The organism is Streptomyces sp. BV286 (assembly GCF_019090165.1).
In the GTDB taxonomy this organism is placed as follows: domain Bacteria; phylum Actinomycetota; class Actinomycetes; order Streptomycetales; family Streptomycetaceae; genus Streptomyces.
The window spans coordinates 1-26507 of record NZ_JAHRIB010000029.1 but is presented as its reverse complement, the minus strand read 5'-3'; the positions used below and the strand labels follow the sequence as shown (position 1 = coordinate 26507).

The following is a 26507-nucleotide window of genomic DNA, read 5'->3' as shown; positions in this document are numbered from 1 at the left end:
CCCGCCACCCAGGCCGGCCGCGCCCCGGTCACGCCACACCACGTCACGCAAGGAAAAACACCGAAGGCCCGGAACCATTGGTTCCGGGCCTTCGGTCTTCAGTAGCGGGGACAGGATTTGAACCTGCGACCTCTGGGTTATGAGCCCAGCGAGCTACCGAGCTGCTCCACCCCGCGGCGATGAACTGAACACTACGTCACCACCGCCGACCAGCGCAAATCCCTTTCGACCCGGCCCGCTCCGGCCCGTCCGGCGGGCGAGAAGCAAGACCCTGAGGCCCTGCTCCGGGCCGATGGCAAGGGCTCGGGGCGACTGTCCTCAGGGACGAGCCGGGGCGGGACGGCCAGGCATGGGGCAGGCACGGACGGGCCAGGCACGGACGGGTCAGGCGCGGACGGGTCAGGCGCGGACGGGTCAGGCGCGGACGGGTCAGGCAGGGCTGGGGCAGGCACCGACGGGCCAGGCACGGACGGCGGCGGTGCGGAACCCCGCCCGCCGTCCCGTCACGCGGACAGCTCCTGCCGCAACGCGTCCCGCAGCCGGGCCGCCCGCTCGGACACCTCGTCCGGCCCGAGCGACACCGCACGGTCGGCCCACCGCTGCCCCTCGGCAAGCTCACCCCGACGCGCGTAGACGAGGGCGAGCCGCAGCGCCGCCCGCCCGTGCCCCGCGTCGGCGGCCCGGGTCCACCACAGGGCGGCCTCCGGCTCGCTCCCCTCGCGGGCCAGCAGCAGCCCCAGGTTGAACGCGCCGTTCCGGGATCCCGCCTCCGCGGCCTCCCGGTACCACCGGGCTGCCTCCACGACGTCCCCGCGGGCGGCCGCCAGCATGCCCACCCGCACCTGGGCCCGCCGGTGCCCCTGGGACGCGGCCCGCTCGTACCACTCCTCGCACTCGCTCTTCTCCGTGGCCGGCTCGCCCAGCTCATGGGCGGGCGCGGGCGGGCGCCGGGCGTCGAGCACGGTCGCCAGCCGGTAGGCCGCCTCCGCGCTGCCGCCGCCCGCGGCGCACCGCAGATGCCGCTCGGCGGCCGCCTCGTCGCCGTCCCGGAGCCGGGCGATCCCGACCTGGAGCGCGGCCTCGGTGTGCCCGGCGGCAGCGGCCCGCTCGTACCACCGCAACGCCGTCGCGTCCGCCCCGCGCCCCGCGTGCAGAATGCCGAGGTTGAAGGCGGCGTCCACGCTGCCGGCGTCCGCGGCCTTGGAGAACCACGGCTCGGCCCCGGCCGCGTCGTCGACCTGGAGCAGCAGAATGGCCAGCGCGTTCGCCGCCTCGCGGTGCCCCGCGTACGCCGCGCGCCGGTACCACTGCTCGGCCTGGGCCGTCCGCGCCTGCTCGGCGCAGAGCAGCCCGAGGTTGTACGCGCCGTTCACGTCGCCGGCGTCCATCGCGGCGCGGTACCACCGCTCGGCGGTCTGCGTCTCACCCCGCTCGGCATGCAGCGCGCCGAGGGCGTTGGCGGCGTTGCCGTCCCCGTCCTGGGCGGCCCGCAGCCACCACACCGCCGCGCTCTCGGTGTCACCCGCGTCCCTCAGCAGGAACCCCAGCGCGCAGGCGGCCCTCGCCTCGCCGTCCTTGGCGGACGTGAGGTACCAGCGGCCGGCCTCCTTCAGCTGCCCACGCTTCTCCAGGATCGCCCCGAGGTGCAGTGCGGCCCGGCGGTGACCGCGCGCGGCCGCCTGGCGGTACCACTGTTCGGCCGCTTCTCCGGTGGTCTCCGCGACACCGTTGTCAGCGTCGGTTCCGGCCGCCTCCGCGGCCGTCCGGTCGAGCGTCCGCGCGAGCCGGTACGCCGCCTCGCGGTGGCCCCGCTCGGCGGCGGCACGCATCCAGCTCCCGGCCGCGACGTCACCCCGGTGCTCCAGGAGATCGGCGAGCGCGTACGCGCCGAGGGCGTGGCCCTGCTCGGCGGACTGCCGCAGCCAGTACTCGGCGGCGGGTTCGTCACCGCGCTCGCGGTGGTGGCGGCCCAGCGCGTGCGCGGCGGCCGCCGAGCCCGCGACGGCAGCGATCCGCCACCACCCGGCGGCCTCCTCCGCGTATCCGCGCTGGTGCAGGAGGACACCGAGGTTGTTGGCGGCGGCCCGGTCACCGGCCGCGGTGGCGGCGCGCAGCTGAGGCTCGGCTCCGTCGAGATCACCGCGGCGGAGCAGCATGGCTCCGAGGACACTCATCGCCCCGGCGTCGCCCTTTTCCGCGGCGAGCCGTTGACGAGCCTCCTCGACAGCCTCACCGGTTTCGTCCCGGTCGGGAGGCTGCACAAACCGCCCTGTATCCAACAGAGTTGCCTTGTCCCCCATAACGTCCATCGTCGCACCACCTGCAACCTGGGTACACCTGGTATACCGCAGCCAGTGAGGTCACTACAGCGTTTTGTCGACATGCCCACAGAGAGACAAGTGAAACACAGTTCTCTCAACTCGCTCCGTCCGGCGCAGCCTTCACCTCGGCAGCACTGGTGAACGAGAGGCGCCTCCCCGCGTCCGCCAGGAGTCCGCACACGCAGAAGGACCCGGATCCTTGGAGGATCCGGGTCCTTCAACTTCAGTAGCGGGGACAGGATTTGAACCTGCGACCTCTGGGTTATGAGCCCAGCGAGCTACCGAGCTGCTCCACCCCGCGCCGTTGTGTTTCAACCGTACCACGGCGCGGGGTGGCTCCTGACTCAGCCGCTGTCCGGGCTCTTACTGCTGCTCGGCTCACTGCTCGGCTTGCCGCTCGCCTCGGTGTTCTTGTCACCGGAGCCGCTCGGTTTGTCGCTGCTGCCTGCCTTCTTGTCGGCCGCGGCCTGTGCGTCCTCGGCCCGCTTGAGGGCGTCCTCAAGATCCTTCTGCGCTGTTCCGTACGCCTCCCAGTCGCCCTTCTTGAGGGCTTCCTGGCCTTGGTCGAAGGCCTTCTGGGCGTCGTCGAGCGCTTCCTGGACCGTGGGGTCGTTGGATGTCGGCGGCGGGTTCGTCTCGCCCTCGTCCGGTGGTTCGGTGGCCGAACTGTCGGCTCCGAAGACCTTGTTGAGCGCCTCGTCCAGCGTGTCCTCGAAGGCTGTGGCGCCTCCGTAGGTCACCAGCACCTTCCGCAGCAGCGGGTACTTGAGTCCGCCACCCTTCACGTAGACGGGTTCCACATAGAGCAGGCCCCCGTCGAGCGGCACCGTCAGCAGGTTGCCGTACTCGACTTCCGAGTCACCACCTCTCAGGAGCCTGATGGACTCGGCGATGGATGGTTCGGAGTTGAACTGGCTCTGCACCCGTTTCGGTCCGTCGACCGTTCTGCCGGTGGGCAGTTTCAGGATGTTGATCTTGCCGTAGCCGCTCGTGCCTGCTTCGGCGTTGACCGACATGAAGGCGCTCAGGTTGTCGCGGCCGTTCGGTGTGAGCGTCGTCGTCAGGGAGAACGCCTGGGACTGCTCACCCGGCATCTTCATGCTGAGGTAGTACGGCGGCACCGCGTTGCCCGACTTGTTGGTCGGGTCGTCCGGCACCTGCCACACCTCGCTGCCGCTGAGGAACGTCTCCGCGTCCTTCACGTGGTAGCGGGTCAGCAGCTCCCGCTGGACCTTGAACAGGTCCTGCGGGTACCGCAGGTGGTCCATGAGGTCCTGCGGGATGTCGGTCCGCGCCTTGACCGTCCCGGGGAAGGCCTTCTTCCAGGTCTTGAGGACCGGGTCCTTGGTGTCCCACTCGTAGAGCGTGACCTTGCCGGTGTACGCGTCGACGGTCGCCTTCACCGAGTTGCGGATGTAGTTGACCTGGTTCTGCTGGGCCACCACCGCCCGCTGGTTGTTGGCGGCGGTCAGCGAGTCGGCCGTCGTGTCACCGAGGGTGGTGCGCGAGGCGTACGGGTAACCGTTGGTCGTCGTGTACGCGTCGACGATCCACTCGATCTTGTCGCCGACGATCGCGGGGTAGGCGTCGCCGTCGATGGTCAGCCAGGGGGCGACCGCCTCGACGCGCTCCTTGGGCGTGCGGTTGTAGAGGATCCGCGAACCCTCGCCGATCGCACCGGAGTAGAGGATCTGCGGCTCGCTGAACGCCACCGCGTACGCGGCCCGGTTGACCGGGTTCGAGAGGTTGACGCCGCTCTTGCCCTTGTAGCTGGTCGTCTTCTCGCCGGTGTCGTCGGAGTAGTCGATCTCCTTCTGCGGACCGCCGACGATCGAGTACTGGCTGGTCTTCTCGCCGTAGTAGATCCGCTGCTGGTACTCCCCGAGATCGCCCTTGGAGGGCAGGTCGTACTCGGTGAACTCCGGGCGGCCCTCGGCGTCGGCGTTGGTGCCCTTGGCCGCGACCGCTCCGAAGCCGTGCGTGTAGCGGAAGTGGTCGTTGATCCAGTTGTTCTTCGGGATGCCCTGGAGGTTCAGCTCGCGCAGACCGATGACGGTGTCCTGGTCCTTGCCGTCCTTGCTGTAGCGGTCGACGTCCAGGTTCGACGGGAACGCGTAGTAGTTGCGTACCTGCTGGAGCTGCTGGAACGTGGGCGAGACGACGTTCGGGTCGAGGAGCCTGATGCTCGCGGCGCCGTCGGCGTCGTCGCGCAGTTTGGTCTTGTCCTCGGTCGTGCTCGTGCCCGCGTACTCGGTGACCTCGGTGCCGTTGATCCCGTACGCGTCGCGGGTCGCCTTGAGGTTCTTCTCGACGTACGGCGCTTCCTTGGCCTGCTCGTTCGGCTGGACCTGGAACTTCTGCACGATCGCCGGGTACAGGCCGCCGATGAGGATCGCCGAGAGCACCATCAGGCCGAAGCCGATGACGGGCAGCTGCCAGGTGCGCCGCCACAGGGTGGCGAAGAACAGCAGGGCGCAGATGACCGCGATGCAGAAGAGGATCGTCTTCGCCGGCAGATAGGCGTTGGCGTCGACGTACCTGAGGCCCGTCCAGTTGCCGGTCGCCTTGAAGTCACTGGACTTCACCGCGAGTCCGTACCGGTCGAGCCAGTACGCGACCGCCTTCAGCGCCACGAAGATGCCCAGCAGCACCGACAGGTGGCCGGTGGCCGCGGCCGTGGCGCGCGCTCCGGGGCTGGTGACGCGCAGTCCGCCGTACAGGTAGTGCGTCAGCGCCGCGGCGATCACGGAGAGGATCGCGGCCGCGAAGCCGAAGCCCAGCAGGAAGCGGTACCAGGGCAGGTCGAAGGCGTAGAAGGCGACGTCGAGGTGGAACTGGGGGTCCTTCTGGTTGAAGGGCACTCCGTTCACCCACATGAGCCACGTACGCCACTGGCCTGCCGCGGAGGCTCCCGCGATCAGTCCGACCAGCGAGGTGATCCCGAGCAGGATCCACGTCTTGTACGGGGCCACGCCCATCCGGTAGCGGTCCAGGCTCTGCTGCTCCATCGACATGGCGCTGAGCGGTGGCCGCAGCCGATGGGCCAGCCAGATGTTCACGCCGACGGCCACCGCCATCAGCAGTCCGAAGACGAAGAACAGGCCGATCTTGGTCCACAGGGTGGTGGTGAAGACGGAGGAGTACTGCACCGACCGGTACCAGAGCCAGTCCGTCCAGAACCCCGCGAACATGACGAAGGCCATGGCCAGCACGGCCAGTACGCCGAGTGTCATGAGCAGGGTCCGGACGCGCCGGGACGGTCGGCCCACTCTCATCCGCGGCCCTGTCGGGCCTCCGCCGCGGTCCGGCATCTGGAAAGCCAAGGTGCGCACCTCGAAGTTCGCTGTTGGTATCTGGGGGCCCCGCAGACGCTGGGCCACATCTATGCAACTTACTGATGCTTTACTCGGTTCCCGCTTCCGGGGCCGAACGAGGCAGGATTGTGACCATGTCCAACACCGCCTCCTCAGGCACCCCCATGGCCGCCGGGCCCCTCACCCGTGCCGTCCTCGAGATCGACGAGTACGTTTCGGGGCTCGGCTGGGACCAGCCCGCCCGGCTCTTCGCCCTGGTCGACACCTCGCGCCTGCGGTCCCAGGAACCGGGACTCGCCGAGCGTCTGGGTCTGACCGAAGATGTGCCCGAGGGCACCCTTACCCCTATTGAGCAGGACGAACTCCCCGCGGGCAGCCCGCTGGACGAGTTTCTCGGCACCATCGCCTGGCCGGACTCGGTCGTCGGCTGCGCGCTGTCCGTGGAGCGGCTGATGCTGCCGCCGTCCGCGGAGGCGTCCGTGCCGGACGGCCTCGACGAGAAGCGGCTGGCGAAGTGGGTCGCCGAGCATCCGGAGCGCCAGGAGGTCCGGATGACCGTGGCGGTGCTGCGCGGCGGCAAGCGCGACGCGGCGCTGCGGTTGCGCGAGAAGGACTCGGCGACCGACGTGCTCACCGGGTCCGATCTCGTGCCGGGACTGGCCGAGGCGCTCACGGCGACGTTCGCGGAGTAGTCCGCGGGTCGGCGGCCTGCCGGTGTGCTAGGACCTGGTGCATTTCGGCAGGTCGGCCGTGTCGCCGCCACGGATGTCCTTGAGTGCGCTCATCGCGTCGTCGATGGTGTCGACCTTGATGAGCGTGAGGCCTTCGGGGACGTCACGGGCGGCGGCCGCGCAGTTGTCCTTGGGCGTCAGGAAGTACTGTGCGCCCTTGTCGCGGGCGCCGACCGTCTTCATCTCGATGCCGCCGATCGGGCCGACCTTGCCGTCGTCGCCGATGGTGCCGGTGCCGGCGACGAACTTGCCGCCGGTGAGGCTGCCCGGGGTCAGTTTGTCGACGATGCCGAGGGCGAACATCAGGCCGGCGCTGGGGCCGCCGACGTCGGCGAGCTTGATGTCGATGGTGAACGGGAACGTGTGGTCGGTGCCGGCCGAGATACCGACGATCGCGCGCTCCTCGCCGTCGTCGTCGGACTTGGCGGTGGTGAGCGTGACGTCCTGCGCCCCGGTGGGCGTCCTCTTCTCCTTCTCCGCGGCGGCCTGCTCCTTGGCCGGCACGATCGTGAAGACGACCTTCTCTCCCGGCTTGTGCTTGGTGACCAGGTCCGCGACGTCGCCGGGCGCCTTCACGGTCGTACCGTCGACGGCCTTGATGACGTCTCCGGCGTGCAGCCTGCCCTCGGCGGGGGTGTCCTTGACGACGGTGGAGACGATCACCCAGGACTTCACCGGGATGTCCAGCTGTTCGAGGGCCGCGACCTTGGCGCTCTCCTGGGACTGGCTGAACTCCTCGGCGTTCTCCTGCGTCGACTGCTCCTCCGTCTTGCCGTCGGGATAGAGCGTGTCGTGCGGGACCACCTTCTGGTCGTGCGCCAGCCAGCCGTACACGGCCTCGGCGAGGTTCATGTTGTAGTCGGCGCTGGTGACCCGGACGGTGGTCATGTTCAGGTGGCCGCTCGTCGCGTAGGTCTTGCGGCCGGAGATCCGCAGCACCGGTTCGCCGTCGTGCTCGCCGAGCGTGTTCACCGTCGGACCCGGTGACATCTCCGAGTACGGCACTTTGATGAAGACTCCCGCGCACAGGAGCGCGATCAGCATCAGGGTGGAGGCGAGCATCGTCGCGGTGCGGCGTGGCATGGAACGACAGTACGGGACCGCACTGTCAGCGCACCGTCAGGGCCGTCCGTCCGGGGTCCGAGGGCCGGTCAGGCGTCCGTGTGCGACTTCTCCATGGCCTCGCGGAAGCGTGTGTAGCCCGCGAGCTCGTGGCCGTCACCGATGGTCTTGCGGTTCCGTCCTGCCCAACTGCCCCAGGCTCCGGCGCCGATCGCGGCGAAAAGCGGAATCAGCAACCAGGCAAGCGCTGCCATGTCGACCTCCCAACCCCATGAGCGACCGCAACTGACTGATCAGCAGATTAACCATCCGCTTGTACAACGCTCACGGCAGGGGTCGGGTTACGCAACCGGAAGGCCGTACGGGTGGTGCCGATGGGGCCGGTAGGGCCAACCGGGCGAGGAGGACCGGTGTGGCCGATGGCTCCACCGCGACCGGTGGGACCGGTGCGGTTGTGCTCCGGGAAGCGGGAGTCCGTGGTGAGCGGGTGTCCTGTGGGGTCAGCAGGCCCCGACCCACTCCTCCGTACCGTCGGAGAACGTCTGGTGCTTCCAGATCGGGACCTCGTGCTTCAGGTCGTCGATCAGCTTCCGGCAGGCCTCGAAGGCCTCTCCCCGGTGCGGGCAGGAGACGGCGACGACCACCGCGAGATCACCCACCCGCAGGTCACCGATCCGGTGCACGGCGGCCAGCGCCCGCACGGGGTACTTCGCCACGACCTTCTCGGCGACCCGCCGCATCTCGGCCTCGGCGGTGGGGTGGCACGAGTACCCGAGCGCGTCGACGTCCGCTCCCCCGTCGTGGTTGCGCACGGTACCCACGAAGAGCGCGGTTCCTCCGGAGGCGTCGTCACCGACGGCCCGGAAGACCTCGTCCAGGGAGAGGTCGGTCTCCCGAATCGCCAGAAGCTTGATGGGCTCCTGCGCGGCCTGCTCACCGGGATGATCGTTCATGGGTGCCATACCCCCATCGTGCCCCAACCCGCCGACTCCCCGGAATAGCGCTTTCACCCGCACGCACGCGCGCGCGGTTGGAGCCTTCTACAGAGGCAGACCCGTGGAACTGCTGGAACCGCTGGACCGCGCCCCGCTCCGGAAGGTCCGTGCGGCGCTCACGCCGGCCGGCCGACGGCGGGGCCGCGAGGACACGGCCCCGCCCGGGCCTCAGATCCGCCGTCGCGCCTTCCGGGCCCGCCGCACCAGTGCGGCCGTACCGAGCAGGGCGACCGTCGCGCCCGCGGCTCCCGCGGCAGTGGCGTCCTTGCGTCCGAGGCGCCGCCCGGCGAGGGTGTGCCGCCCCGCGACCTCCCCGAGGAGTTCGGCGAGGACCTCCTCGTTGGTCCACTGCGGCCGCCATCCGGCTTCGTGGAGCCGGCTCCCGCTGACCACCCAGGGGTACATCGTGTAGGCGAGGTCCCCGGCCGGCGACGGCGTCAGCCCGATCCGGTGGAGCCGGGCCGCGGCCCCCAGGGCGACGGCGGACGGCAGTTCCATCCGCCGGATCCCGCTGAGCTCCTCGACCTCCTCCTGCTCCAGCCATCCGTCGCATCCGACGGCCAGTTCGCCGTCGACCTTCTCCAGGGCCGCGTACTCCAGAGCGGCGCACAGGTCCTCGACGTGGCAGAACTGCCAAGCGGGCCGGGACCCGGCGACGACCAGAAGCCGAGGGGACTCGAAATACCTGGTCAGAGCGGTGTCGGTGCCCCCGACGAGTACGGCCGGCCGTACGACGGTGACGTTGAGGCCGGGGTGCGCGCGGGGCGCCCGGCGGGCGAGCCGCTCGACCTCCAGCAGGTCACCGACGCCCGTGGCCTCTGCGGTGGCCTGCAGTTCGGCGTCTTCGGAGAGGGGCAGTTCGTTGTCGGGCAGCGCTCCGTAGACCATGGCCGACGTGCACAGCACGACACGGTGGACGCCGGCGGCCGCGGCGGCCGTGAGCACGGTCTGGGTACCCCGCACGTTGTACGCCGTACGCGCGGCGGGGTCCGTTTCGAGGTCGAGGTCGAGCGCGAGGTGCACCACGACGTCCGCCCCACGCAGCTTCTCCGCGATAGCCGGGTCCCGGACGTCCAGGATGTGCCACTGGGCGCCCGCGCACTCGCCGCGCCGCTCGTCGATGGCGATGACCTGCTTGATCTCGTCGCTGGCGGCGAGCCGCTCGGTGAGCATCGCGCCGATTCCGGACGCGGCGCCGGTGACCGCGACGACGGGGCCACGTACGGCGGAGGTCCCGTCGGCACGCGCTGCCGACGTCGAGGGGCGTTGGTCGGGCGACGGATGGGCCGAGGGGTTTCGCGCTGCGCGAACCTGTGGATCTGGGGAACTCACCGGGCGTCTCCAGCGGTTGTCTTCAGTAAGAACGCGCATGACGCGTACGTACCAGGTGGCATCCATCCTGCCGCAGCCGCCGAGTCGGCGACGCACCGAGGCCCGAACCGGTTGTGGTGTCTACGCTGGGTGGTGATGCAGGGCAGCCGCCGTCGGAGCGAACCGGCGGCCTTAACAGCCGAGGAATCCCGTGAGTGACACCCCATTCGGATTCGGCCTTCCGCCGGAGGAGCCGGACGACGGCGACGAGGGCAAGAAGAAGGACCAGCAGAGCGGTGGTGGTCAGGGACCTGCCAACCCGTTCGGTTTCGGGCCCGGCGGCCCTGGAGGCGACAACCCGCTCGCAGCCATGTTCGGTTCGCTGAACCCGAGCGACCTGGGCGCCGCGTTCCAGCAGCTGGGCCAGATGCTCTCGTACGAGGGCGGCCCGGTGAACTGGGACATGGCCAAGCAGATCGCCCGCCAGACGGTGTCCCAGGGCACCTCCGACGGTACGAAGGACGCGAGCGTCGGCCCCGCCGAGCGCGCCGCGGTCCAGGACGCGGTGCGGCTGGCCGACCTGTGGCTGGACGACGCGACGTCGCTGCCGTCCGGCGCGGCCTCCGCGGTGGCCTGGAGCCGCGCGGAGTGGGTCGAGGCGACCCTGCCGGTGTGGAAGGAGCTCGTCGACCCGGTCGCCGAGCGCGTCGGCGCGGCCATGGGCGATGTGCTGCCAGAGGAGATGCAGGCCATGGCGGGCCCGCTTCTCGGAATGATGCGTTCCATGGGCGGGGCCATGTTCGGTACGCAGATCGGGCAGGCCGTGGGCGTGCTCGCGGGCGAGGTCGTCGGCTCGACCGACGTGGGCCTGCCGCTCGGCCCGGCCGGCAAGGCCGCGCTGCTTCCGCTGAACATCGAGGCGTTCGGCAAGGACCTGGGGATCGCCCAGGACGAGGTGCGTCTCTACCTCGCTCTGCGCGAGGCCGCCCACCAGCGGCTCTTCGCCCACGTGCCGTGGCTGCGCTCGCACCTGTTCGGCGCGGTCGAGGGGTACGCGCGCGGAATCAAGGTCGACACGGCGAAGCTGGAGGACGTGGTCGGCCAGTTCGACCCGCAGAACCCCGAAGAGCTGCAGCAGGCACTCCAGCAGGGCATGTTCCAGCCCGAGGACACGCCGGAGCAGAAAGCCGCGCTGGCCCGCCTGGAGACGGCGCTCGCGCTCGTCGAGGGCTGGGTGGACGCGGTGGTCCACTCGGCCGCGAAGCCGCGCCTGTCGTCCGCGGACGCGCTGCGGGAGACGCTGCGCCGCCGCCGTGCGACGGGTGGCCCCGCCGAGCAGACCTTCGCCACGCTGATCGGCCTGGAGCTGCGCCCGCGCCGTCTGAGGGACGCCTCCCGCCTGTGGGCCTCGCTCACGGACGCGCGCGGGGTCGACGGCCGCGACGGCCTGTGGGCTCACCCGGACATGCTGCCGACCGCATCCGACCTGGACGACCCGGACGGCTTCGTGCACCGCGAGCAGCTGGACTTCTCCGAGCTCGACAAGATGCTGGGCGAGGCCGCGGGCGGTTCACCCGAGAAGCCGAACCTCTCGAAGGACGAGCCCTCGGGCGAGCACAAGGGCGGGGACGAGGCCAAGGGCGACGACGACAAGTGACCCTGTACGACGACGCCGTCCTGGTCCTGAAGGGCATCGAGGGCCAGGAGGAGCTCCGTCAGGCCTACCTCGGCCATCTGGAGGCTCATCCGGACGGCATGTGGAAGGCCTGTACGGCCGGGCACGTCACGGCGAGCGCGCTGGTGATCGATCCCGGGCACGGCAGGGTGCTGCTGACGCTCCACAGGAAGCTCCGCATGTGGCTGCAGATGGGCGGCCACTGCGAGCCGGGGGACGCCACCCTGGAGGAAGCGGCCCTGCGTGAGGCCACGGAGGAGTCGGGCATCACGGCCCTGACACTGCTCCCTGGCGGACCGGTACGGCTCGACCGGCATCCCATTCCGCCGCCCTGCCACCGCCATTTCGACGTGCAGTACGCGGTCGTGGCCGCCCCGGGAGCCGTCCAGGAGATCAGCGACGAGTCCCTCGACCTCCGCTGGTTCGCGTACGACGAGGTGGAAAAGGTGGCCGACGACTCGGTCGTACGCCTGCTCAGGGCGACACGAGCAAGGCTCTGAAAAATCTGTAAGGGGCGGCCGCAATGGCGACCGCCCCTTACACACTCGTCCTGAAGGGGCACGGGACACTGCACGACCAGTCCCAACGGACCGGCGGGCAGCCCCACCCCGAGGATTTCCGCGGGCGCTCCACAGAGTGCCCGCGGAAGGTCCTAACTCCAGGCGTTGCCCTGGTTCTGCCCCCGGGCCCCCTGCTGGCCCATCCCGTACTGGGCGGCGACACCCGAACCGATCGCCGCGTTCTGCGGCGGCAGCATCTCGCTGGGCTGGACCAGCGCGTATCCCTGGCCCATGAAGCTGAGCTCCCAGCCCTCACCCGTGTTGCCGCGGCGGCGGAACACTCCGGAGGAGTGCGTCTGGGCCTGCATCTGTACGCGCAGACTCGTGGACCAGGCGACGATCGCGTCCGCGTCGCAGTTGACGTACCGGTCCGGCGTGACCTGCAGCATCAGGGGCATGCCCGATGTCATCAGGGCGACCTTGCCGCGCCCGGTGATGTTGAGCTGGTACTTGCCTGATCCGGAGATGCCGTACTGGCTGTCCACGGCGATCACGTCGTGGTGCAGCGACGAGTCCATCGCGAGGACGTAGCTGCTGTCCACGGTGAGACCGTCCTGGTCCACGTCCACCACATGGATGTGCTGGGCGAGGTTGGCCAGGTAGACGGTGCCCTGCCCGTGGCAGCGCATGAGGTCGAGGCCCTCTCCGGTGTGCGCGCGCGAACGCTGCTGACCGGAGTTCTGGTACTCGGCGTCGAACTCCACGAGGCCCTGGTAGGCGACCATGGTGCCCTTGCGGGCGAGCATGTCGTCGTGGCCTTCCAGGACCACGCGCAGCATCTGCTTGTTCTGCAGGCTGTAGCGCTCCTGGGACTGCTGGTCGTTGTAGGCGAAAAGCGGGCTCTGCATGATGTGTGTCCTCCCCCTCAGCCCCGGACCCGGAGGCGGTCGGTGCTGTCCTCGCTGGGCTGGACGACGACGATGCCCTGTCCGGAGAAGGCCATCTGGAAGGCCTCGCCGCTGCCCCGCCCGATCAGCGACTGTGCCTTGAAGCTGCGCTTGCCCTTCACCTTGAGGTTCGGGGACCAGGCGACGAGCGCGTCCGGGTCGACGTACGTCTCGTCCTCGCCGCCACCGCAGTCGACGACGATGGGCTTGCCCCGCGAGGTCAGCGCGACCCAGCCCTGCCCGGAGATCTTGGTGTTCCACAGGCCCTGGCCTGCGAACTTCGCCAGCCCCTTGACCCGCTCGACGCCCCAGGTGAGGTGTGCGTCGAAGGCGAGCAGGTTGGTGGCGTTGACGGAGATCGCGTCGCCGTTGAGGTTGATGACGACGACGTTGGCCCCGTAGTCGGAGAGATAGAGCAGACCGTCTCCGGAGCACTTCATCAAAGGTGCACCCTCGCCGGTCATCCAGTCCTTGGCGATCTGGCGCACGGCCGGCGGGTTGGGCTCGTACTGGACGAACCCTTCGTAGGCGACCATCGACCCCACGCGCGCGAGGAGGTCGTTTCCGGTCTGCATGGCGACCTTGAGCATGTGGTTGCCGTGGTTCTCCATGCGCGCGGCAACGGGTGCCGGGGCGAAGCCCGCGAGTTGCTGGTTCATTTGGACGGGCTCCCTCAGACCTCGTACGGCTGGACGACGATGAAATTGCCTGGCGCCCCGCGGAACTGGAGGTTCACGCTCTCGCCGGTGTCACCCGGGTAAGCGTTGCGGCGCATCCGCACCTGGCTGGAAACGATCACCTGCGAGGCGGCGGACCAGGCGACGACGGCGTTGCAGTCGGCGAACGTCGTCGGCGTCACAGGCAGGACGACAGGCACCCCGCGCGTCTTCACGACGACCGTGCCGGTCCCCTGGAACTGCATCGTGAACAGCGCTCCTCCGGGGATGCCGTGCCCTTCGACGCGGCGCACCTCGTACTGGAGCGTCTCGTCGAAGGCGAGGACGTTCTCCGCGGAGACGCAGACGGCGTCTCCCTGCAGCTCGATGGGGTGCAGCATGGCGCCGTTCTCCGCGAGGAAGACCTGGCCGCGGCCCGAACAGCGCATCAGTTGCATCTCCTGGCCGGTCGCGTTGCCCACGATCCGCCCGGAGAAACCGGCACCCTTGTAGCTGAAGTCGACCTTGCCCTGGTAGAGCACCATGCTGCCCTGACGGGCGAGTACGGCCTGGTCACCGCCCGCGCCGAGATCGACACGGACCATCTTCTTGTTCTGCGGCGTCCAGCGCTGCCCGGTGGGCGTCTCCTTGTACGCCTGCAGCGCCGCGGTGACACCGGCACCACCCTGAGGAACGCCCTGCGGCACTCCGTACCCGGCGGGCGCACCCGGCGCGCCGGGCTGCCCCGGAACCTGGCCGAACGGCGGCTGCTGACCGTAGCCCGGAGGCGGTGTCGGCTGGCCGTACCCCGGAGGCGGGGCCGGTGCCTGAGGAGCCTGGGGCTGTCCGTAACCGGGCGGCAGGGGTGCGGTCTGGCCGGGGGCCTGGCCGTACGGAGGCTGCTGCTGGCCCGGCTGACCGTAGGGCGCGGGAGCGGGCGCCGGGGGCGGCACCGGGGCGCCGCCGGGCGGGGTCATGGGCGCGACGATGGTCGGCGCGGCATGCACCGAGGGCGCGGGCGCCGACGGCGCAGGCGCCGCGGGCGGTGCGAAACCCTGAGCGGGCTGCGGCGCGGGAGCCTGCGTGGCGGAGCCCGCGGGGGCTCCGAACGCGGGCGGCGCGGCACCCTGCGGAGGCGGCGCGAACGACGGAGCGCCGGCCTGCGGCGCGGGCGCCGCGGCGGGCTCCTCCTCGGCGACCTCGCCGCCGAAGTTCTTCAGCAGCGCGTCGAGCCCGCCGTCGAAGCCCTGTCCGACCGCGGCGAACCGCCAGACGTCCTTCAGGTAGAAGTCGCCCAGCATCACGGCACGCTCGGTGGAGAACTCGGCGCCGGTGAACGAGTACCGGGCCACCTCCTCGCCGCCCGCCACGATGCGGATGTATCCAGGAGCGACCTGGGACATCTGTCCGGCCCCGTCGACCGTCGCGGTGAACGACAGCTTCTGGATCCGCGGAGGGATCCTGTCGAGGGTGACGCGGAAGGACTCCGTGTCACCGGCCTGCGCGCCGAGAAGCTGAATGGACTCCTCGGGGCTCTTCGGCTGGTTGAAGAAGATGAAGTACTGGTCGTCCGACAGCCGTTCGTCGGCGTCCAGACCGAAGCAGCTGATGTCGAAGGTCAGCCCGGGGCCGGTGATCTGTACACCCACGTACAGATCGGTGCCCGCGGTGAGGTCACTGATCCTGGCCTTGTGGCCGCGCTGGAATTCCCTGGCCATGCGTAACGACCGTCCCCCATCCCGAATACAAGTACGTCGCGTCAGGCTAACGGCAAAATCCAGCCGCAGACGAGGCCGGTACAGACCCGGTACACAAACCCTCCCGCCGGTCGTCCCGGGCAGGGTGTCGGCGTCAGGCCGACGTCACTCGCCGCGCGCCGCGGGCAGATGCGGCAGCCGGTCGGCGGCGACCACCCCTTCGAGGTACCCACGGGCCCGCTCGGTGCGCGGGTAGGCCTCCAGGAGCCGCCAGAAATCAGCCCCGTGACCCGGTACGAGCAGATGCGCCAGCTCGTGGACGAGAACGTAGTCGACGACGTACTCGGGCATGCCCTGCAAGCGGTGCGACAGGCGGATACTGCCCTCGGCCGGGGTGCACGACCCCCACCGCGTGTTCTGGTTCGTGACCCAGCGCACCGAAGCGGGCCGGGCCCGCCCGTCGAAGTACAGCTCGGAGAGCCGGGCGGCCCTCTCGGACAGCTCCGTGTCGCCGAGCACGCGCTTGCTCTCCTGGGCGGCCAGCTTGTCGAGCATGACGGTGACCCAGCGCTGCTCCTCCGCCTCCGACATGCGGGCGGGGATGAGTACGACGGTGCGATCGCCCTCACGGTACGCGGAGACCGTTCTGCGCCGTCGCGCGCTCCTGCGGACCTCGATCGCGCTCGCCCCCGAGCCGCTTGGCGGCGGGCTCGTCGTGCTGCGCTGTGGGTTTCCGGCACGGTGCAGTGGGTCGGCGGGCACGCCCCGACGTTACCCGTTGCACACGGGGGAAGTCCCGCCCCCGGGACGCATCGATGCCGAACCGCACCCCAAGCGCTCGATTAGTACGACGAAATCCACTGCCTGTGGACAACTTTCGGCACGCGCCGGGCAATGCGGGCATCCTGGCACTCGACCGGCGGAGCAGGACGAACACCGCCGGCACCACGGGGACGTACGGGGGTCGTTTTCATGCATCCGATGGTGAAACCCGCGCTGCGGCGCGGCTGGCGGGATCTGAACACCGTGCAGTTCGGGATGGCACCCGCACACGCGATGGTGCTCGGCCCGATGGACACCGCGACAGGCAGCCTCATGACCTTGCTCGACGGCACCCGCGGGCTGCCCCTCCTGCGCGACGAGGGACGCCGCATGGGCCTGCCCGACGGCCACGTCGACGGCCTCGTGGAGCGACTGTCCCTGGCCGGGCTGCTGGACGACGCGACGGGCGGCGGACCCGCCGCCGACGCCCTGCGCGGCAAACCGGCGATCTACGACCGGCTCCGGCCCGACGCCGCCTCACTGTCCCTGGTCGCTCCCGAACCCGGCGAGGCCATGCGCCGCCTGGCCGCCCGCCGTTCACTGCGCGTACAGGTCCGGGGCGCGGGCAGAGTCGGAGCCGTACTGGCCTCGACCCTGTCGGGCGCGGGCGTGGGCCAGGTCGACGTACAGGACGGCGGCCGCGTCGAACCATGGGACGTGGCGCCGGGCGGGCTGCCCGTGGAGTCCATCGGCGAGCGCCGGGACGAGGCCGCCCGGCGCGCGGTACGCGGAGCGGCCCCCGGCCGCCCGCCCCGCCGCGGCGGCACCCGCTGCACTCCCCCAACAGAGGATCCCGGCCTCGCCCTGGTGATCATCGCGCCCAGGGAAGGCCTCGCCGTCCACGCACCGGACCCGGCATCATCCGAGTCACTCATCGAATCCGGTACGCCTCATCTCTACGCGGGGATCGTGGAGGGCACGGGCGTCGTCGGCCCGCTGGTCCTCCCCGGCGACACGGCCTGCGCGGGCTGCCTGGACCGGGGACGCACCGACCGGGATCCGACCTGGCCCCGCCTGCTCGCACAGTGGCGCTCCGGACAGTCCCGCCAGGTGCCGGCCTGCGATCTGGCACTCGCGACCACGGTCGCAGGCCTGGCCGCGGGGCATGCGCTCGCCTTCCTGGACGGCCGGTCACCGTCCAGCGTGGGAGCCCGCTGGGAGGTTTCCCTACCCGGATTCGACTGGCACGCGCGACCTGTGTGGCAACATCCCGGGTGCCCCTGCGGGGCCGCGGAGAAGGCTAAGGGGGAGCAGACCTCGGACGACGAAGGGCCGCACGAGACAATGGCCGGGCAACAGCCGCACGCGGCACGGCTGTCCGGTACTTGGAGGGCGCATGTCTGATCTTCCCCGGAAGGCGGTCACCCGAACCGCCAAACTCGCCGCGCTACCGCTCGGCTTCGCCGGGCGCGCGACCTGGGGACTCGGCAAACGAATCGGCGGCAAGTCCGCGGAACTCGTAGGCCGCGAGCTGCAACAGCGCACGGCGGACCAGTTGTTCAAAGTGCTCGGCGAGCTCAAGGGCGGCGCGATGAAGTTCGGACAGGCCATGTCCGTCTTCGAGTCCGCGCTGCCCGAGGAGGTCGCCGGCCCGTATCGCGCGGCCCTCACCAAGCTCCAGGAGGCGGCCCCGCCGATGCCGACGCGCACGGTGCACTCCGTACTGGAGGAGCGGCTCGGCGAGGACTGGCAGGATCTGTTCCTGGAGTTCGAGGACAAACCCTCCGCGGCGGCCTCCATAGGCCAGGTGCACCGGGCGGTCTGGCACGACGGCCGGGAGGTAGCGGTCAAGGTCCAGTACCCCGGAGCAGGCGAAGCCCTCCTGTCCGACCTGAACCAGCTGAGCCGCTTCGCCCGACTGCTGGGACCGCTGATTCCGGGCATGGACATCAAGCCCCTCATCGCGGAACTGCGCGACCGGGTGTCAGAAGAGCTCGACTACGCCCTGGAGGCACAGGCGCAGCGGGCACACGCGGAGGAGTTCGCCGACGACCCGGACGTACTGGTACCGGCCGTGGTCCACCAGAGCGAGCAGGTGCTGGTGACGGAATGGATCGACGGGATACCCCTGTCCGAGGTGATAACCGACGGTACGCAGGAAGAACGGGACCGTGCGGGACAGCTCCTCGCCCGCTTCCTCTTCTCCGGCCCGTCCCGCACCGGCCTGCTGCACGCCGACCCGCACCCGGGCAACTTCCGCCTCATGCCGGACGACCCCGAAACCACCGACGGTTCCGACGGTTCCGACGGTTCCGCCGACAGAAGCGGCTGGCGGCTGGGCGTCCTGGACTTCGGCACGGTGGACCGCCTGCCGGGCGGCCTGCCGTCGACAATCGGCAACTCTCTGCGCATGACCCTCGACGGCGACGCGGAAGCCGTCTACGAACTGCTCTGCGAGGAAGGCTTCGTCAAAGAGACCATAGAACTGGACCCGGACGCCGTCCTCGACTACCTGCTCCCCATCATCGAGCCGGCCCAGCTCGAAGAGTTCACCTTCAGCCGAGGCTGGATGCGGAGCCAGGCCGCAAGGATCGCCGACCTCCGCTCCCCCGCACACCAACTCGGCAAACAGCTCAACCTGCCCCCCGCATACCTGCTGATACACCGGGTGACCCTGAGCACGATCGGCGTGCTCTGCCAGCTGGGAGCGACGGTACGGCTCCGACAGGAACTCGAGGAATGGCTTCCCGGCTTCCTGCCGGACATGGAGGCGGAACCGGACGAAGTGGATGAGCTGGAAGGGATGGAGGGGATGGGCTCGGAGGGGTCGGCAGCCGGGGCTTGATGTGACTCGGGCCGACGCGAGCTCTCCAAGGAGAACAGCAGAAAACCCCGCCTCACCACCAATCCGAGTCCAGCCGCCCCTCGATCGCTCTGAGGTTGGTCCGGGCGCAGGTGTCGCAGAAGTAGCGGCGGGTGCCGTTCTCCATGGAGCAGGTCCAGGTCGGCTGTGGGTCTGCCGAGGTGGCGCCGCAGTGCGCGCATGTGAGGGAGCCCGGCTCCGTGGTGGAGCCGTCGTCGCTGTCCCCGCGGAGGCTGGTCACAGCCCGACGATAACTCCGGGGCCGGGCAACGGGAGGCACAACGCACCGCGGGGGCCGGTCCGTTCGGACCGGCCCCCGCGGTCAGCGGTTGTGTCTGCTACGTCTCGGCCGATGGGCCTTACTGCATGGACCTCGTCGCATGGGCCCTTTTGCTTGGACCTTTGCGTGGGCCCTGTTGCATGGGTCTTACTGCATGACCGCCATGGCCAGAGCGCGGCGGGCACGCAGTGACGCGCGCTCGGCGCGGCGCTGCATGCGGCGGGCCATCACCAGGCGCATGGCCCGGCGTTCCTGTTCGGCCTCGTGCATTCGGTCGTGCATATGCGCACGAGCGAGGGCTTCTGGGATGAGTTGCATTTCTCGGGTCCTGTTCTGACGCGAGTCGTTCGCGCCGGTGGCTGTGAAGTCTGGGATCGCGGAGCCTGCGGGCTCGCCGGTGGACGGCTTCATCGGGGCCTGTTTCTTGGGGTCGTGCGTCAGGGGGCGATCGATTGTTCCTGTGGTGTTCATGCCGCGACCGGGTTCTTGCGCGGGCGGCCACGCGGCCGCTTGCGGGCGACAACGACGCCCTGGACGAAGAGCTCGCCGCCCCAGACGCCCCAGGGCTCACGCCGCTCCTTGGCGCCGGCGAGGCAGGCCTCCATCAGCGGGCAGGTGCGGCAGAGGGACTTGGCGTACTCGACGTCGGCCGGGGACTCGGCGAAGAAGACTTCCGGGTCGTAGGAACGGCAGGGGACGGGTACGCCGAGGTTCTCGATGGCGTCGTCGAGCGCGGTGAGCGCAGTGAGCGGGGTCAAGGTGGAGTCCTCCGTGGAGCCGGGCGGGGTGATCGTTTCGGAAGGCGGTACGGACGGGGCGTGCGCTTCGAGTTGCACGGTTGGTCTTCCTCGTCTGGTCGTGCCGGCCGGTTGGCCGGTTGGCGGCTGGTACCGGGGTTCTTTTTTCTTGTCCCGAGGCCCCTTCGCTCCGCTGTCCCCGGTCGGGGACAAACAGAAGGGCCGCGGATCCCGGGTGGGGTTCCGCGGCCCTGAAGGCGCCGGCCTGATCGTCGATCAGGCTGGATCACTCCAGGGGTCAGGCCCACGGAAGGCCCACATCGTGTGGTGCGTCTGCTTGGCGGCTCCGGCACCGGTGGCTGCGAAGGCATAGGCCTGCGCCTGTGCCTCTACTGCTTCCAGTGCCTTCATCGGTCGCTCATTGCGCTCGCGGACAGGGAGTCCCGCGAGAGACACGGAGGACGTCGGCCGGACGGCGGGGATGCCGGACAGACCGGTGCCCAGGTTCGAGAAGCCGAGCAGGCAGGTGGAGACGACCGAGCGATCGGTCATTTTGGCGGTGCTGATGGAGCTGGCGTTGATGCTGATCACTGGAATCGCCTCCTCTCGGCGTCTCTGGGACCGGGCGAGCCGGTCCGTCGGTTGTTAAGTACAGCACGAAACCAGGGCCTTCGAGAAGGCCGCCGTTTCCGTGCTTTAGAACCTATGGGGATTGCTGGGGCATGCGCAAACTATTTTTTCGATGAGTTTGAATCATTCCTCGTCTTCGCCGGTCTCAGGCTCTTGACCTGCACAGATGGCGAGTACGTCGGTTCCGTAGCGGGTGAGCTTGCGGGCGCGGACGCCTGGGATGCGGGCCAGCTCTACCGGAGTGGACGGCACCGCTTCCGCGATGGCCATGAGTGTCCTGTCCGTGAAGACGCAGAAGTCGGGCTGCCCGCTGCGCGCGCCCTGGGCCGCTCGCCAGGTGCGCAGCCGCTCGTAGAGACCTTCGTCCATGTCGGAGGGGCAGTCGTCGCAGCGCATCAGTTTCATTTCGCCGGCGTCGCTGAGCGTGCGGCCGCAGACGCGGCAGCGGGCGGGGGTGCGGTTGGTGCGTCGGGTCTCGCCAGGGACGCTGCCGGGAGTTCCGCGCTCGATTCCGCCGGAGCCGCCGGAGCCGGTGGCGGTGCCGCCGTTCGTGGTGACGGAGCCGGGGCGCAGGCCGTCGAGGAAGCGGCTGGGCCGCCTGTTGTGGCGGCCGCCGGGTGAGCGGGACAGCGCCCAGGACAGGGAGAGGTGTTCTCTGGCGCGGGTGACGCCGACGTAGAGGAGGCGGCGCTCTTCCTCGATCTGTTCGTCGGTCTTGGCGTAGGTGATCGGCATCATGCCTTCGGCGACGCCGACCAGGAAGACGACGTCCCACTCCAGGCCCTTGGCGGAGTGGAGGGAGGCGAGGGTGACGCTCTGGACGGTCGGGGCGTGCTGGGCGCCGGCTCGCTCGGCGAGTTCGGCGACGAGGTCGCCGAGGGTGGCGTCAGGTTTGGCGGCGGCGAAGTCCTGGGCGAGGTGTGCGAGGGCGGCGAGGGATTCCCAGCGCTCTCTGACGGCGCCGGAGCCCGCTGGTGGCTGGTGGGTCCAGCCGTCTCCCGACAGGACGGCTCGCACCTGGGAGGGCAGGTCGGGGGCGTCGTCAAGGAGTGAGTCGTTGTCTCCGAAGCGGGCTGCGCCGCGCAGGGCGTGGATGGCTCGCTTGACCTCGGGGCGGTCGAAGAAGCGTTCGGCGCCGCGTAGCTGGTAGGGCACTCCTACGTCTGCGAGGGCCTGTTCGTAGATCTCGGACTGGGAGTTGGTGCGGAAGAGGATGGCGATTTCGCTGGCGGGGGTGCCGGAGTTGATGAGGTCGCGGATGCGGCGGGCGGCGCCTTCGGCTTCGGCGGGCTCGTCGGTGTATTCGGCGTAGCCGGGCTCCGGGCCTGTGGCGCGCTGGGAGATCAGTTCCAGGCGGTGGTCGGCGGCGCGGCCGCGGGCCTGGGCGAGCAGGCCGTTGGCGAGGTGGACGACCTGGGGGGTGGAGCGGTAGTCGCGGACGAGTTTGACGACGGTGGCTTCGGGGTGGCGGGTGCGGAAGTCGAGGAGGTGGTCGGGGGTCGCGCCGGTGAAGGAGTAGATGGTCTGGCTGGCGTCGCCGACGACGCAGAGGTTGTTTCGTTCGCCGAGCCACAGGTCCAGGAGGCGTTGCTGGAGAGGGCTGACGTCCTGGTATTCGTCGACGACGAAGTGCTGGTACTGGGCGCGGACCGCTTCGGCGATGTCGTGCTGGTCCTGGAGGATGGCGACGGTCAGGAGAAGGACGTCTTCGAAGTCGATGACGCTGCGGTCGCGTTTGATGTCCTCGTAGGCGGAGTAGAGCTGTGCGATCTCGGCTCGGTCGCGGGGTGCGTCCCGTCCGGCTTTCACGGCCGCCGCGGTGTAGTCGGCGGGGACGGTCTGGGTGACCTTGGACCATTCGATCTCGGCGGTGACGTCGCGCAGTTCGCCGCGGTCGAGGCGGATGCGGCAGGCGGCCGCGGCGTCGGCGACGAGTTGGATCTTGCGGTCGACGATGCGGGGCAGGCTGCCGCCGACTGCTTTCGGCCAGAAGTACTGGAGCTGGCGCAGGGCGGCGGAGTGGAAGGTGCGGGCCTGGACTCCGGAGGCGCCGAGCTGGCGGAGGCGGCCGCGCATCTCCCCGGCGGCGCGGTTGGTGAAGGTGACGGCGAGCACGCTGGAGGGCTGGAGGATTCCGGCTCGTACTCCGTAGGCGATGCGGTGGGTGATGGCGCGGGTCTTGCCCGTGCCGGCTCCTGCGAGGACGCATACCGGGCCGTGCAGGGCGGTGGCGACCTCGCGCTGCTCGGGGTCGAGCCCTTCCAGTACCGCGTCGGCTCCGCCGGCCGGGTCCGGGTACTGGGAACCACCGTGTGGGCCCTGGGGGAAGAGGGTGGAATGCGTTGCTGCTGTCACCCCGCCATGCTGCCAGGTCGGCGGAGACGGGTGCGCCGGTTGTCCACAGGGGGGCACCCGTAGTCGTACTAATGCGGCAGGCGTGCTGCCCGGTTCGGTTCGTCGGTGTCGCTCTCGCGTGCGGCCGGGTGTGTGCGGCGGCTCTCACCCTGGACGGTTGCGGGAATGGCGGCCTTCTCTCGTACGTTCCCCTCCTTGCGAACACGCACCTCCCTGCAGCGAAGGAGCATGAGAGACATGCCGGGCACTGTGACGATGTACAGCACCACGTGGTGTGGCTACTGCCGTCGGCTGAAGAGCCAGATGGACCGCGAGGGCATCACGTACGACGAGATCAACATCGAGCACGACCCGGAGTCGGCGGCGTTCGTGGAGAAGGCGAACGGCGGAAACCAGACGGTTCCCACCGTCCTCTTCCCGGACGGTTCGACGCTGACGAACCCTTCGCTGGCGCAGGTGAAGCAGAAGGTCGGCGCTTAGGGTCTCAGGCGGCCACTCCGCGTGTCGGCAGGGGTTTGCCGTACCAGAGCTCGATCAGGCGGGCCGCAATCGAGATGCCGTACGGAGGCAGGACCTCCCCGGACTCGAAGGCGGCCCGCAGGTCTTCGCGGGAGAACCAGCGTGCTTCCTGGATCTCCTCGCCGTCGACGTTGATCTCCCCCGAGGTGGCGCGGGCCATGAAGCCCAGCATGAGGCTTGAGGGGAAGGGCCAGGGCTGGCTGGCGATGTACTCGACCTCGCCGACGGTGACGCCGGCCTCTTCGAAGACCTCGCGGCGGACCGACTGCTCGATGGACTCGCCGGGCTCGACGAAGCCGGCGAGGGTGGAGAAGCGGCCTTCGGGCCAGTGCATCTGGCGGCCGAGCAGGATGCGGTCCTCGCTGTCCGTAACGGCCATGATCACGGCGGGGTCGGTGCGGGGGTAGTGCTCGGCGCCGCATGCGGGGCAGCGGCGGATGTGGCCGGCGGCGGCGATGACGGTGCGTTCGCCGCAGCGGGAGCAGAAGCGGTGCAGGCGCTGCCAGTTCTCCAGGGCGACCGCGTGCACCATGAGGCCCGCGTCGCGCGGTGACAGGAGGAGGCCTGCTTCGCGCAGGCCTGCCGCGCGCGCGGACTGGTCCATGCGTCCGGGGAGGGTGTCCTTCTGGAGGGCGAAGTAGCTGACGCCGTCGTCGTCCGTGCCGAGGAAGTAGCGGTGTGCTTCGGTGAGGGGTGCTTCGAAGGACGGTGTCATGACGAGTTCGGTGGTGCCGTCGGGTGTCTCGTCGATGAGGACCTGGCCGCCGGAGACCACGAAGGCGCGGGTGGTGGGGTGGCTCCATGCCGCGGCGAGCCAGGCTTCGTCGAGCCGCTGGTGGGCGGCCCGGTCGATGCCGCTCGGGGCGGTGAGCGAGATGGGTCGGTCGGCGGTGTGGTCGGTCCAGGTGGTCACGGGTGCTTCCAACTCCCCCGGTGGAACGGTTGTTTCGGCGGGCTGTTCAGCCGGTTGTACGGCAGGACGTGCGGCGGGGCTTCTTCAGTGTGCATCGCGCCAGTTCTGGGCCAGGTCGCCCCACAGGTAGGCGGTGGTTTCGACGCCCTTGAGGAGGAGGTCCAGCTCGACCTTCTCGTTGGGGGCGTGCCAGCCGTCCGACGGGACGGAGATGCCGAGGAAGAGCACCGGTGCGGCGAGGACGTCCTGGAGGTCGGCGGCCGGCCCGGATCCTCCTTCGCGGGTGAAGAGGATGTCCTGCTCGAAGGCGCGGCCCATGGCGCGTACGACGGACTGCAGGGCGGGGTGGTCGAGGGGTGTCAGGCACGGGCGGGTGGCGGCGCCGAAGGTGATCTCGTGGCGGATCCCGGTGGGCAGCTGTTCTGCGGCCCAGGTCCGGACGGCCTTCTCGATGTGGTCGGGGTCCTGTCCGGCGACCAGTCGGAAGGAGAGTTTCACCATGGCCGAGGCCGGGATGATCGTCTTGCTGCCGGGGCCCTGGTAGCCGCCGCCGATGCCGTTGACCTCGGCGGTCGGGCGGGCCCAGACGCGCTCGAGGGTGGTGTGTCCGGCCTCTCCGTGGGTGGCGGTGGATCTGGCGGTTCGCAGCCACTGTTCCTCGTCGAAGGGCAGCTCGGCGAAGAGTTCGCGTTCCCGGTCGGTGAGTTCGGTGATGCCTTCGTAGAAGCCGGGGACGGCCACGCGCGCGTGCTCGTCGTGCAGGGCTGCGACGAGGCGGGCGGCTTCGGTGGCCGGGTTGGGTACGGCGCCTCCGAAGGAGCCGGAGTGGATGTCCTGGTCGGGTCCGTAGAGCTGGATCTCGCATTCGGCGAGGCCGCGCATGCCGGTGCACACCGTGGGGGTGTCCTCGGACCACATGCCGGTGTCGGAGACGATCACGGCGTCGGCGGTCAGTCGGTCCCTGTGGGCTTCGACGAGGGCGCGGAAGTGGGGGGAGCCGGATTCCTCCTCGCCCTCGATGAGGAGCTTGAGGTGGACGGCGGGAGTGGTGCGGCCGGTGGCGGCGAGGTGGGCGCGGACGCCGAGTGTGTGGAAGAACACCTGGCCCTTGTCGTCGGCGGCTCCGCGCGCGTGGAGGCGGTTTCCGCGGACGACGGGTTCGAAGGGGTCGGTGTCCCAGCCGTCCTCGCGGGCGGCGGGCTGTACGTCGTGGTGGCCGTAGACGAGGACCGTGGGTGCCTGGGGGTCGTCGGAGGGCCAGTCGGCGAAGACGGCGGGTGCGCCGGGGGTGTCCCAGATCTCGCAGGTCGGGAAGCCGGTTTCCTGGAGTTTCGCGGCAAGCCAGTCGGCGCTGCGCCGTACGTCCGCGGCGTGTTCGGGCTGGGCCGAGACGGACGGGATGCGCAGCCATGCGGCGAGGTCGTCGAGGAAGGCTGCGCGGTGGTGTCCGATGTACGTGCGGACGGCGCTGTCCGGAGTCTTGCTCATGGTCACGAGCCTAGCCGTCCACGCGCGCGTGCTGGTCCGGCGGTTCGTCGGGGACCCCTTCGGGTGGTTCTTCCAGGAGGAGGCGTTCCAGTGCGGCCCGGTCCGGGAGGTTCTCGGGCCGGGCGATCTCGCCGCTGCGCACGTACAGGAAGGCGGCCTGTACGGATTCCAGGGGGATGTCGTGCTGTTCGGCCCAGGCGAGCCGGTAGAGGGCGAGCTGGAGGGGGTCGGCGGTGCGGGTGCGGTTGGTCTTCCAGTCGACGATCTCGTATGTCGTCGGTGCTTCGCCGTCGCCTTCTTCCTTGTACACGGCGTCGATGCGGCCCCGTACGACGCGTCCGGCGATGGCGAGCTGGAAGGGTGCTTCGACCCGGTAGGGCGTGCGGTGGGCGTAGGGGGTGCGTTCGAAGGCGGTCTTGAGGGTTTCCAGGTCGCGTTCGTCGGCGATCTCGGCGTCGCTGCCGGGCAGTTCCTCGGGTTCCAGCATCGGGAGCCGCAGTTCTTCGAAGCGGGCTTCGACCCAGGCGTGGAAGCGGGTGCCGCGGCGGGCGGCCGGCTGGGGCGGGCGGGGCATGGGGCGGGCCAGGTCCTGTGCGAAGCCGTCGGGGTCGGCGGCGAGTCGCAGCAGCTGGGAGGCGGTGAGGGAGGCCGGCAGGGGGACGTCCGTGACGCTTTCGCGGGCGCGCAGGAGTTCTCCGGTGAGGGCGTCGAGGTCGCGGTCCCAGGAGGCGATGGTGCGGGCTTCCTCCGG

Annotated in this window: 24 protein-coding genes and 2 tRNA genes; 6 read left to right on the top strand and 20 right to left on the bottom strand. The window is 70.0% G+C overall.

All coding sequences use genetic code 11. The annotated features are described in order from the left end of the window. Positions 1–102 precede the first annotated feature (102 nt). The 4 genes from KUF83_RS04170 to KUF83_RS04155 form a co-directional block, all read right to left on the bottom strand. Positions 103–176: transfer RNA gene (locus tag KUF83_RS04170), tRNA-Met, on the bottom strand. A gap of 327 nt (positions 177–503) precedes the next feature. After that, positions 504–2309: an SEL1-like repeat protein gene (locus KUF83_RS04165; RefSeq protein ID WP_217453152.1), complete on the bottom strand. Its 1806-nt coding sequence runs from the start codon at positions 2307–2309 to the stop codon at positions 504–506. Between the two features lie 239 nt (positions 2310–2548). Continuing rightward, positions 2549–2622: transfer RNA gene (locus KUF83_RS04160), tRNA-Met, on the bottom strand. Positions 2623–2665: 43 nt separating this feature from the next. Further along, a complete protein-coding gene (locus tag KUF83_RS04155; RefSeq protein ID WP_254643356.1) occupies positions 2666–5632 on the bottom strand; it encodes a UPF0182 family protein in 2967 nt (988 codons plus the stop codon). Between the two features lie 137 nt (positions 5633–5769). On the opposite strand from KUF83_RS04155, the gene KUF83_RS04150 reads away from it, so the two are divergent. After that, complete coding sequence (locus KUF83_RS04150) at positions 5770–6327, top strand: PPA1309 family protein (protein ID WP_217453150.1); 558 nt, start codon at positions 5770–5772, stop codon at positions 6325–6327. A gap of 27 nt (positions 6328–6354) precedes the next feature. Here the strand turns inward: KUF83_RS04150 and KUF83_RS04145 are convergent, their stop codons facing one another. The 4 genes from KUF83_RS04145 to KUF83_RS04130 form a co-directional block, all read right to left on the bottom strand. Next, positions 6355–7449: a PDZ domain-containing protein gene (locus KUF83_RS04145; protein WP_217453149.1), complete on the bottom strand. Its 1095-nt coding sequence runs from the start codon at positions 7447–7449 to the stop codon at positions 6355–6357. A 68-nt stretch (positions 7450–7517) separates the two neighbouring features. Then, complete coding sequence (locus KUF83_RS04140; RefSeq protein ID WP_217453148.1) at positions 7518–7682, bottom strand: hypothetical protein; 165 nt, start codon at positions 7680–7682, stop codon at positions 7518–7520. 246 nt (positions 7683–7928) lie between these two features. Beyond that, positions 7929–8390 (bottom strand): molybdenum cofactor biosynthesis protein MoaE, encoded by a 462-nt coding sequence (locus KUF83_RS04135; protein ID WP_217453147.1) that lies wholly within the window; start codon positions 8388–8390, stop codon positions 7929–7931. 201 nt (positions 8391–8591) lie between these two features. Next, positions 8592–9755: an SDR family oxidoreductase gene (locus tag KUF83_RS04130; protein ID WP_217453146.1), complete on the bottom strand. Its 1164-nt coding sequence runs from the start codon at positions 9753–9755 to the stop codon at positions 8592–8594. A gap of 190 nt (positions 9756–9945) precedes the next feature. On the opposite strand from KUF83_RS04130, the gene KUF83_RS04125 reads away from it, so the two are divergent. Beyond that, the gene (locus KUF83_RS04125) at positions 9946–11391 is read left to right on the top strand and encodes a zinc-dependent metalloprotease (RefSeq protein WP_217453145.1); all 1446 of its coding nucleotides are present in this window, start codon (positions 9946–9948) and stop codon (positions 11389–11391) included. Next, a complete protein-coding gene (locus KUF83_RS04120) occupies positions 11388–11909 on the top strand; it encodes an NUDIX hydrolase (protein WP_217453144.1) in 522 nt (173 codons plus the stop codon). Before KUF83_RS04125 ends, KUF83_RS04120 begins: the two co-directional genes overlap by 4 nt. Positions 11910–12061: 152 nt before the next feature. On the opposite strand, the gene KUF83_RS04115 is transcribed toward KUF83_RS04120, so the two are convergent. The 4 genes from KUF83_RS04115 to KUF83_RS04100 all read right to left on the bottom strand — a co-directional run bounded on the left by KUF83_RS04115 (position 12062) and on the right by KUF83_RS04100 (position 15971). Continuing rightward, positions 12062–12817: an AIM24 family protein gene (locus KUF83_RS04115; protein ID WP_143636478.1), complete on the bottom strand. Its 756-nt coding sequence runs from the start codon at positions 12815–12817 to the stop codon at positions 12062–12064. A gap of 17 nt (positions 12818–12834) precedes the next feature. Further along, entirely contained in the window at positions 12835–13515 is a 681-nt protein-coding gene (locus tag KUF83_RS04110; RefSeq protein ID WP_055610520.1) for an AIM24 family protein, read from the bottom strand. 14 nt (positions 13516–13529) lie between these two features. Then, positions 13530–15230 carry a TerD family protein gene (locus KUF83_RS04105; protein ID WP_217453143.1) on the bottom strand — a complete coding sequence of 567 codons (1701 nt, stop codon included), beginning with the start codon at positions 15228–15230 and terminating at the stop codon, positions 13530–13532. A gap of 144 nt (positions 15231–15374) precedes the next feature. Next, a complete protein-coding gene (locus KUF83_RS04100; RefSeq protein ID WP_217453142.1) occupies positions 15375–15971 on the bottom strand; it encodes a M48 family metallopeptidase in 597 nt (198 codons plus the stop codon). A 210-nt stretch (positions 15972–16181) separates the two neighbouring features. Between KUF83_RS04100 and KUF83_RS04095 the strand changes: the two genes are divergently transcribed. Together KUF83_RS04095 and KUF83_RS04090 are read left to right on the top strand one after the other, a co-directional pair. Then, positions 16182–17375 carry a TOMM precursor leader peptide-binding protein gene (locus tag KUF83_RS04095; RefSeq protein WP_217453141.1) on the top strand — a complete coding sequence of 398 codons (1194 nt, stop codon included), beginning with the start codon at positions 16182–16184 and terminating at the stop codon, positions 17373–17375. Beyond that, positions 17368–18816 (top strand): AarF/ABC1/UbiB kinase family protein, encoded by a 1449-nt coding sequence (locus KUF83_RS04090; protein ID WP_217453140.1) that lies wholly within the window; start codon positions 17368–17370, stop codon positions 18814–18816. The genes KUF83_RS04095 and KUF83_RS04090 overlap by 8 nt, the downstream gene beginning before the upstream one ends. A 52-nt stretch (positions 18817–18868) precedes the next feature. Here KUF83_RS04090 and KUF83_RS04085 read toward each other — a convergent pair whose 3' ends face one another. The 5 genes from KUF83_RS04085 to KUF83_RS04065 all read right to left on the bottom strand — a co-directional run bounded on the left by KUF83_RS04085 (position 18869) and on the right by KUF83_RS04065 (position 22893). Further along, positions 18869–19075, bottom strand: a complete 207-nt coding sequence (locus KUF83_RS04085; RefSeq protein ID WP_217453139.1) for a hypothetical protein — start codon at positions 19073–19075, stop codon at positions 18869–18871. A 186-nt stretch (positions 19076–19261) separates the two neighbouring features. Continuing rightward, positions 19262–19585 (bottom strand): hypothetical protein, encoded by a 324-nt coding sequence (locus KUF83_RS04080; RefSeq protein WP_217453138.1) that lies wholly within the window; start codon positions 19583–19585, stop codon positions 19262–19264. Next, entirely contained in the window at positions 19582–19950 is a 369-nt protein-coding gene (locus KUF83_RS04075; protein ID WP_217453137.1) for a WhiB family transcriptional regulator, read from the bottom strand. Before KUF83_RS04075 ends, KUF83_RS04080 begins: the two co-directional genes overlap by 4 nt. Before the next feature lie 177 nt (positions 19951–20127). Further along, positions 20128–20442, bottom strand: a complete 315-nt coding sequence (locus tag KUF83_RS04070; protein WP_217453136.1) for a hypothetical protein — start codon at positions 20440–20442, stop codon at positions 20128–20130. A gap of 162 nt (positions 20443–20604) precedes the next feature. Next, positions 20605–22893 (bottom strand): ATP-dependent DNA helicase UvrD2, encoded by a 2289-nt coding sequence (locus KUF83_RS04065; protein WP_217453135.1) that lies wholly within the window; start codon positions 22891–22893, stop codon positions 20605–20607. A 180-nt stretch (positions 22894–23073) separates the two neighbouring features. Here KUF83_RS04065 and KUF83_RS04060 point away from each other — a divergent pair, with 180 nt between their 5' ends. Next, positions 23074–23316, top strand: a complete 243-nt coding sequence (locus KUF83_RS04060; protein ID WP_217453134.1) for a mycoredoxin — start codon at positions 23074–23076, stop codon at positions 23314–23316. 4 nt (positions 23317–23320) lie between these two features. Here the strand turns inward: KUF83_RS04060 and nudC are convergent, their stop codons facing one another. The 3 genes from nudC to KUF83_RS04045 form a co-directional block, all read right to left on the bottom strand. Next, entirely contained in the window at positions 23321–24268 is a 948-nt protein-coding gene (nudC, locus tag KUF83_RS04055; RefSeq protein WP_217453133.1) for an NAD(+) diphosphatase, read from the bottom strand. Between the two features lie 84 nt (positions 24269–24352). Further along, positions 24353–25756, bottom strand: a complete 1404-nt coding sequence (locus KUF83_RS04050; RefSeq protein ID WP_217453132.1) for a dipeptidase — start codon at positions 25754–25756, stop codon at positions 24353–24355. 10 nt (positions 25757–25766) lie between these two features. Further along, on the bottom strand, positions 25767–26507 hold a 741-nt coding region (locus tag KUF83_RS04045), incomplete at its 5' end, for a PD-(D/E)XK nuclease family protein (RefSeq protein ID WP_217453131.1).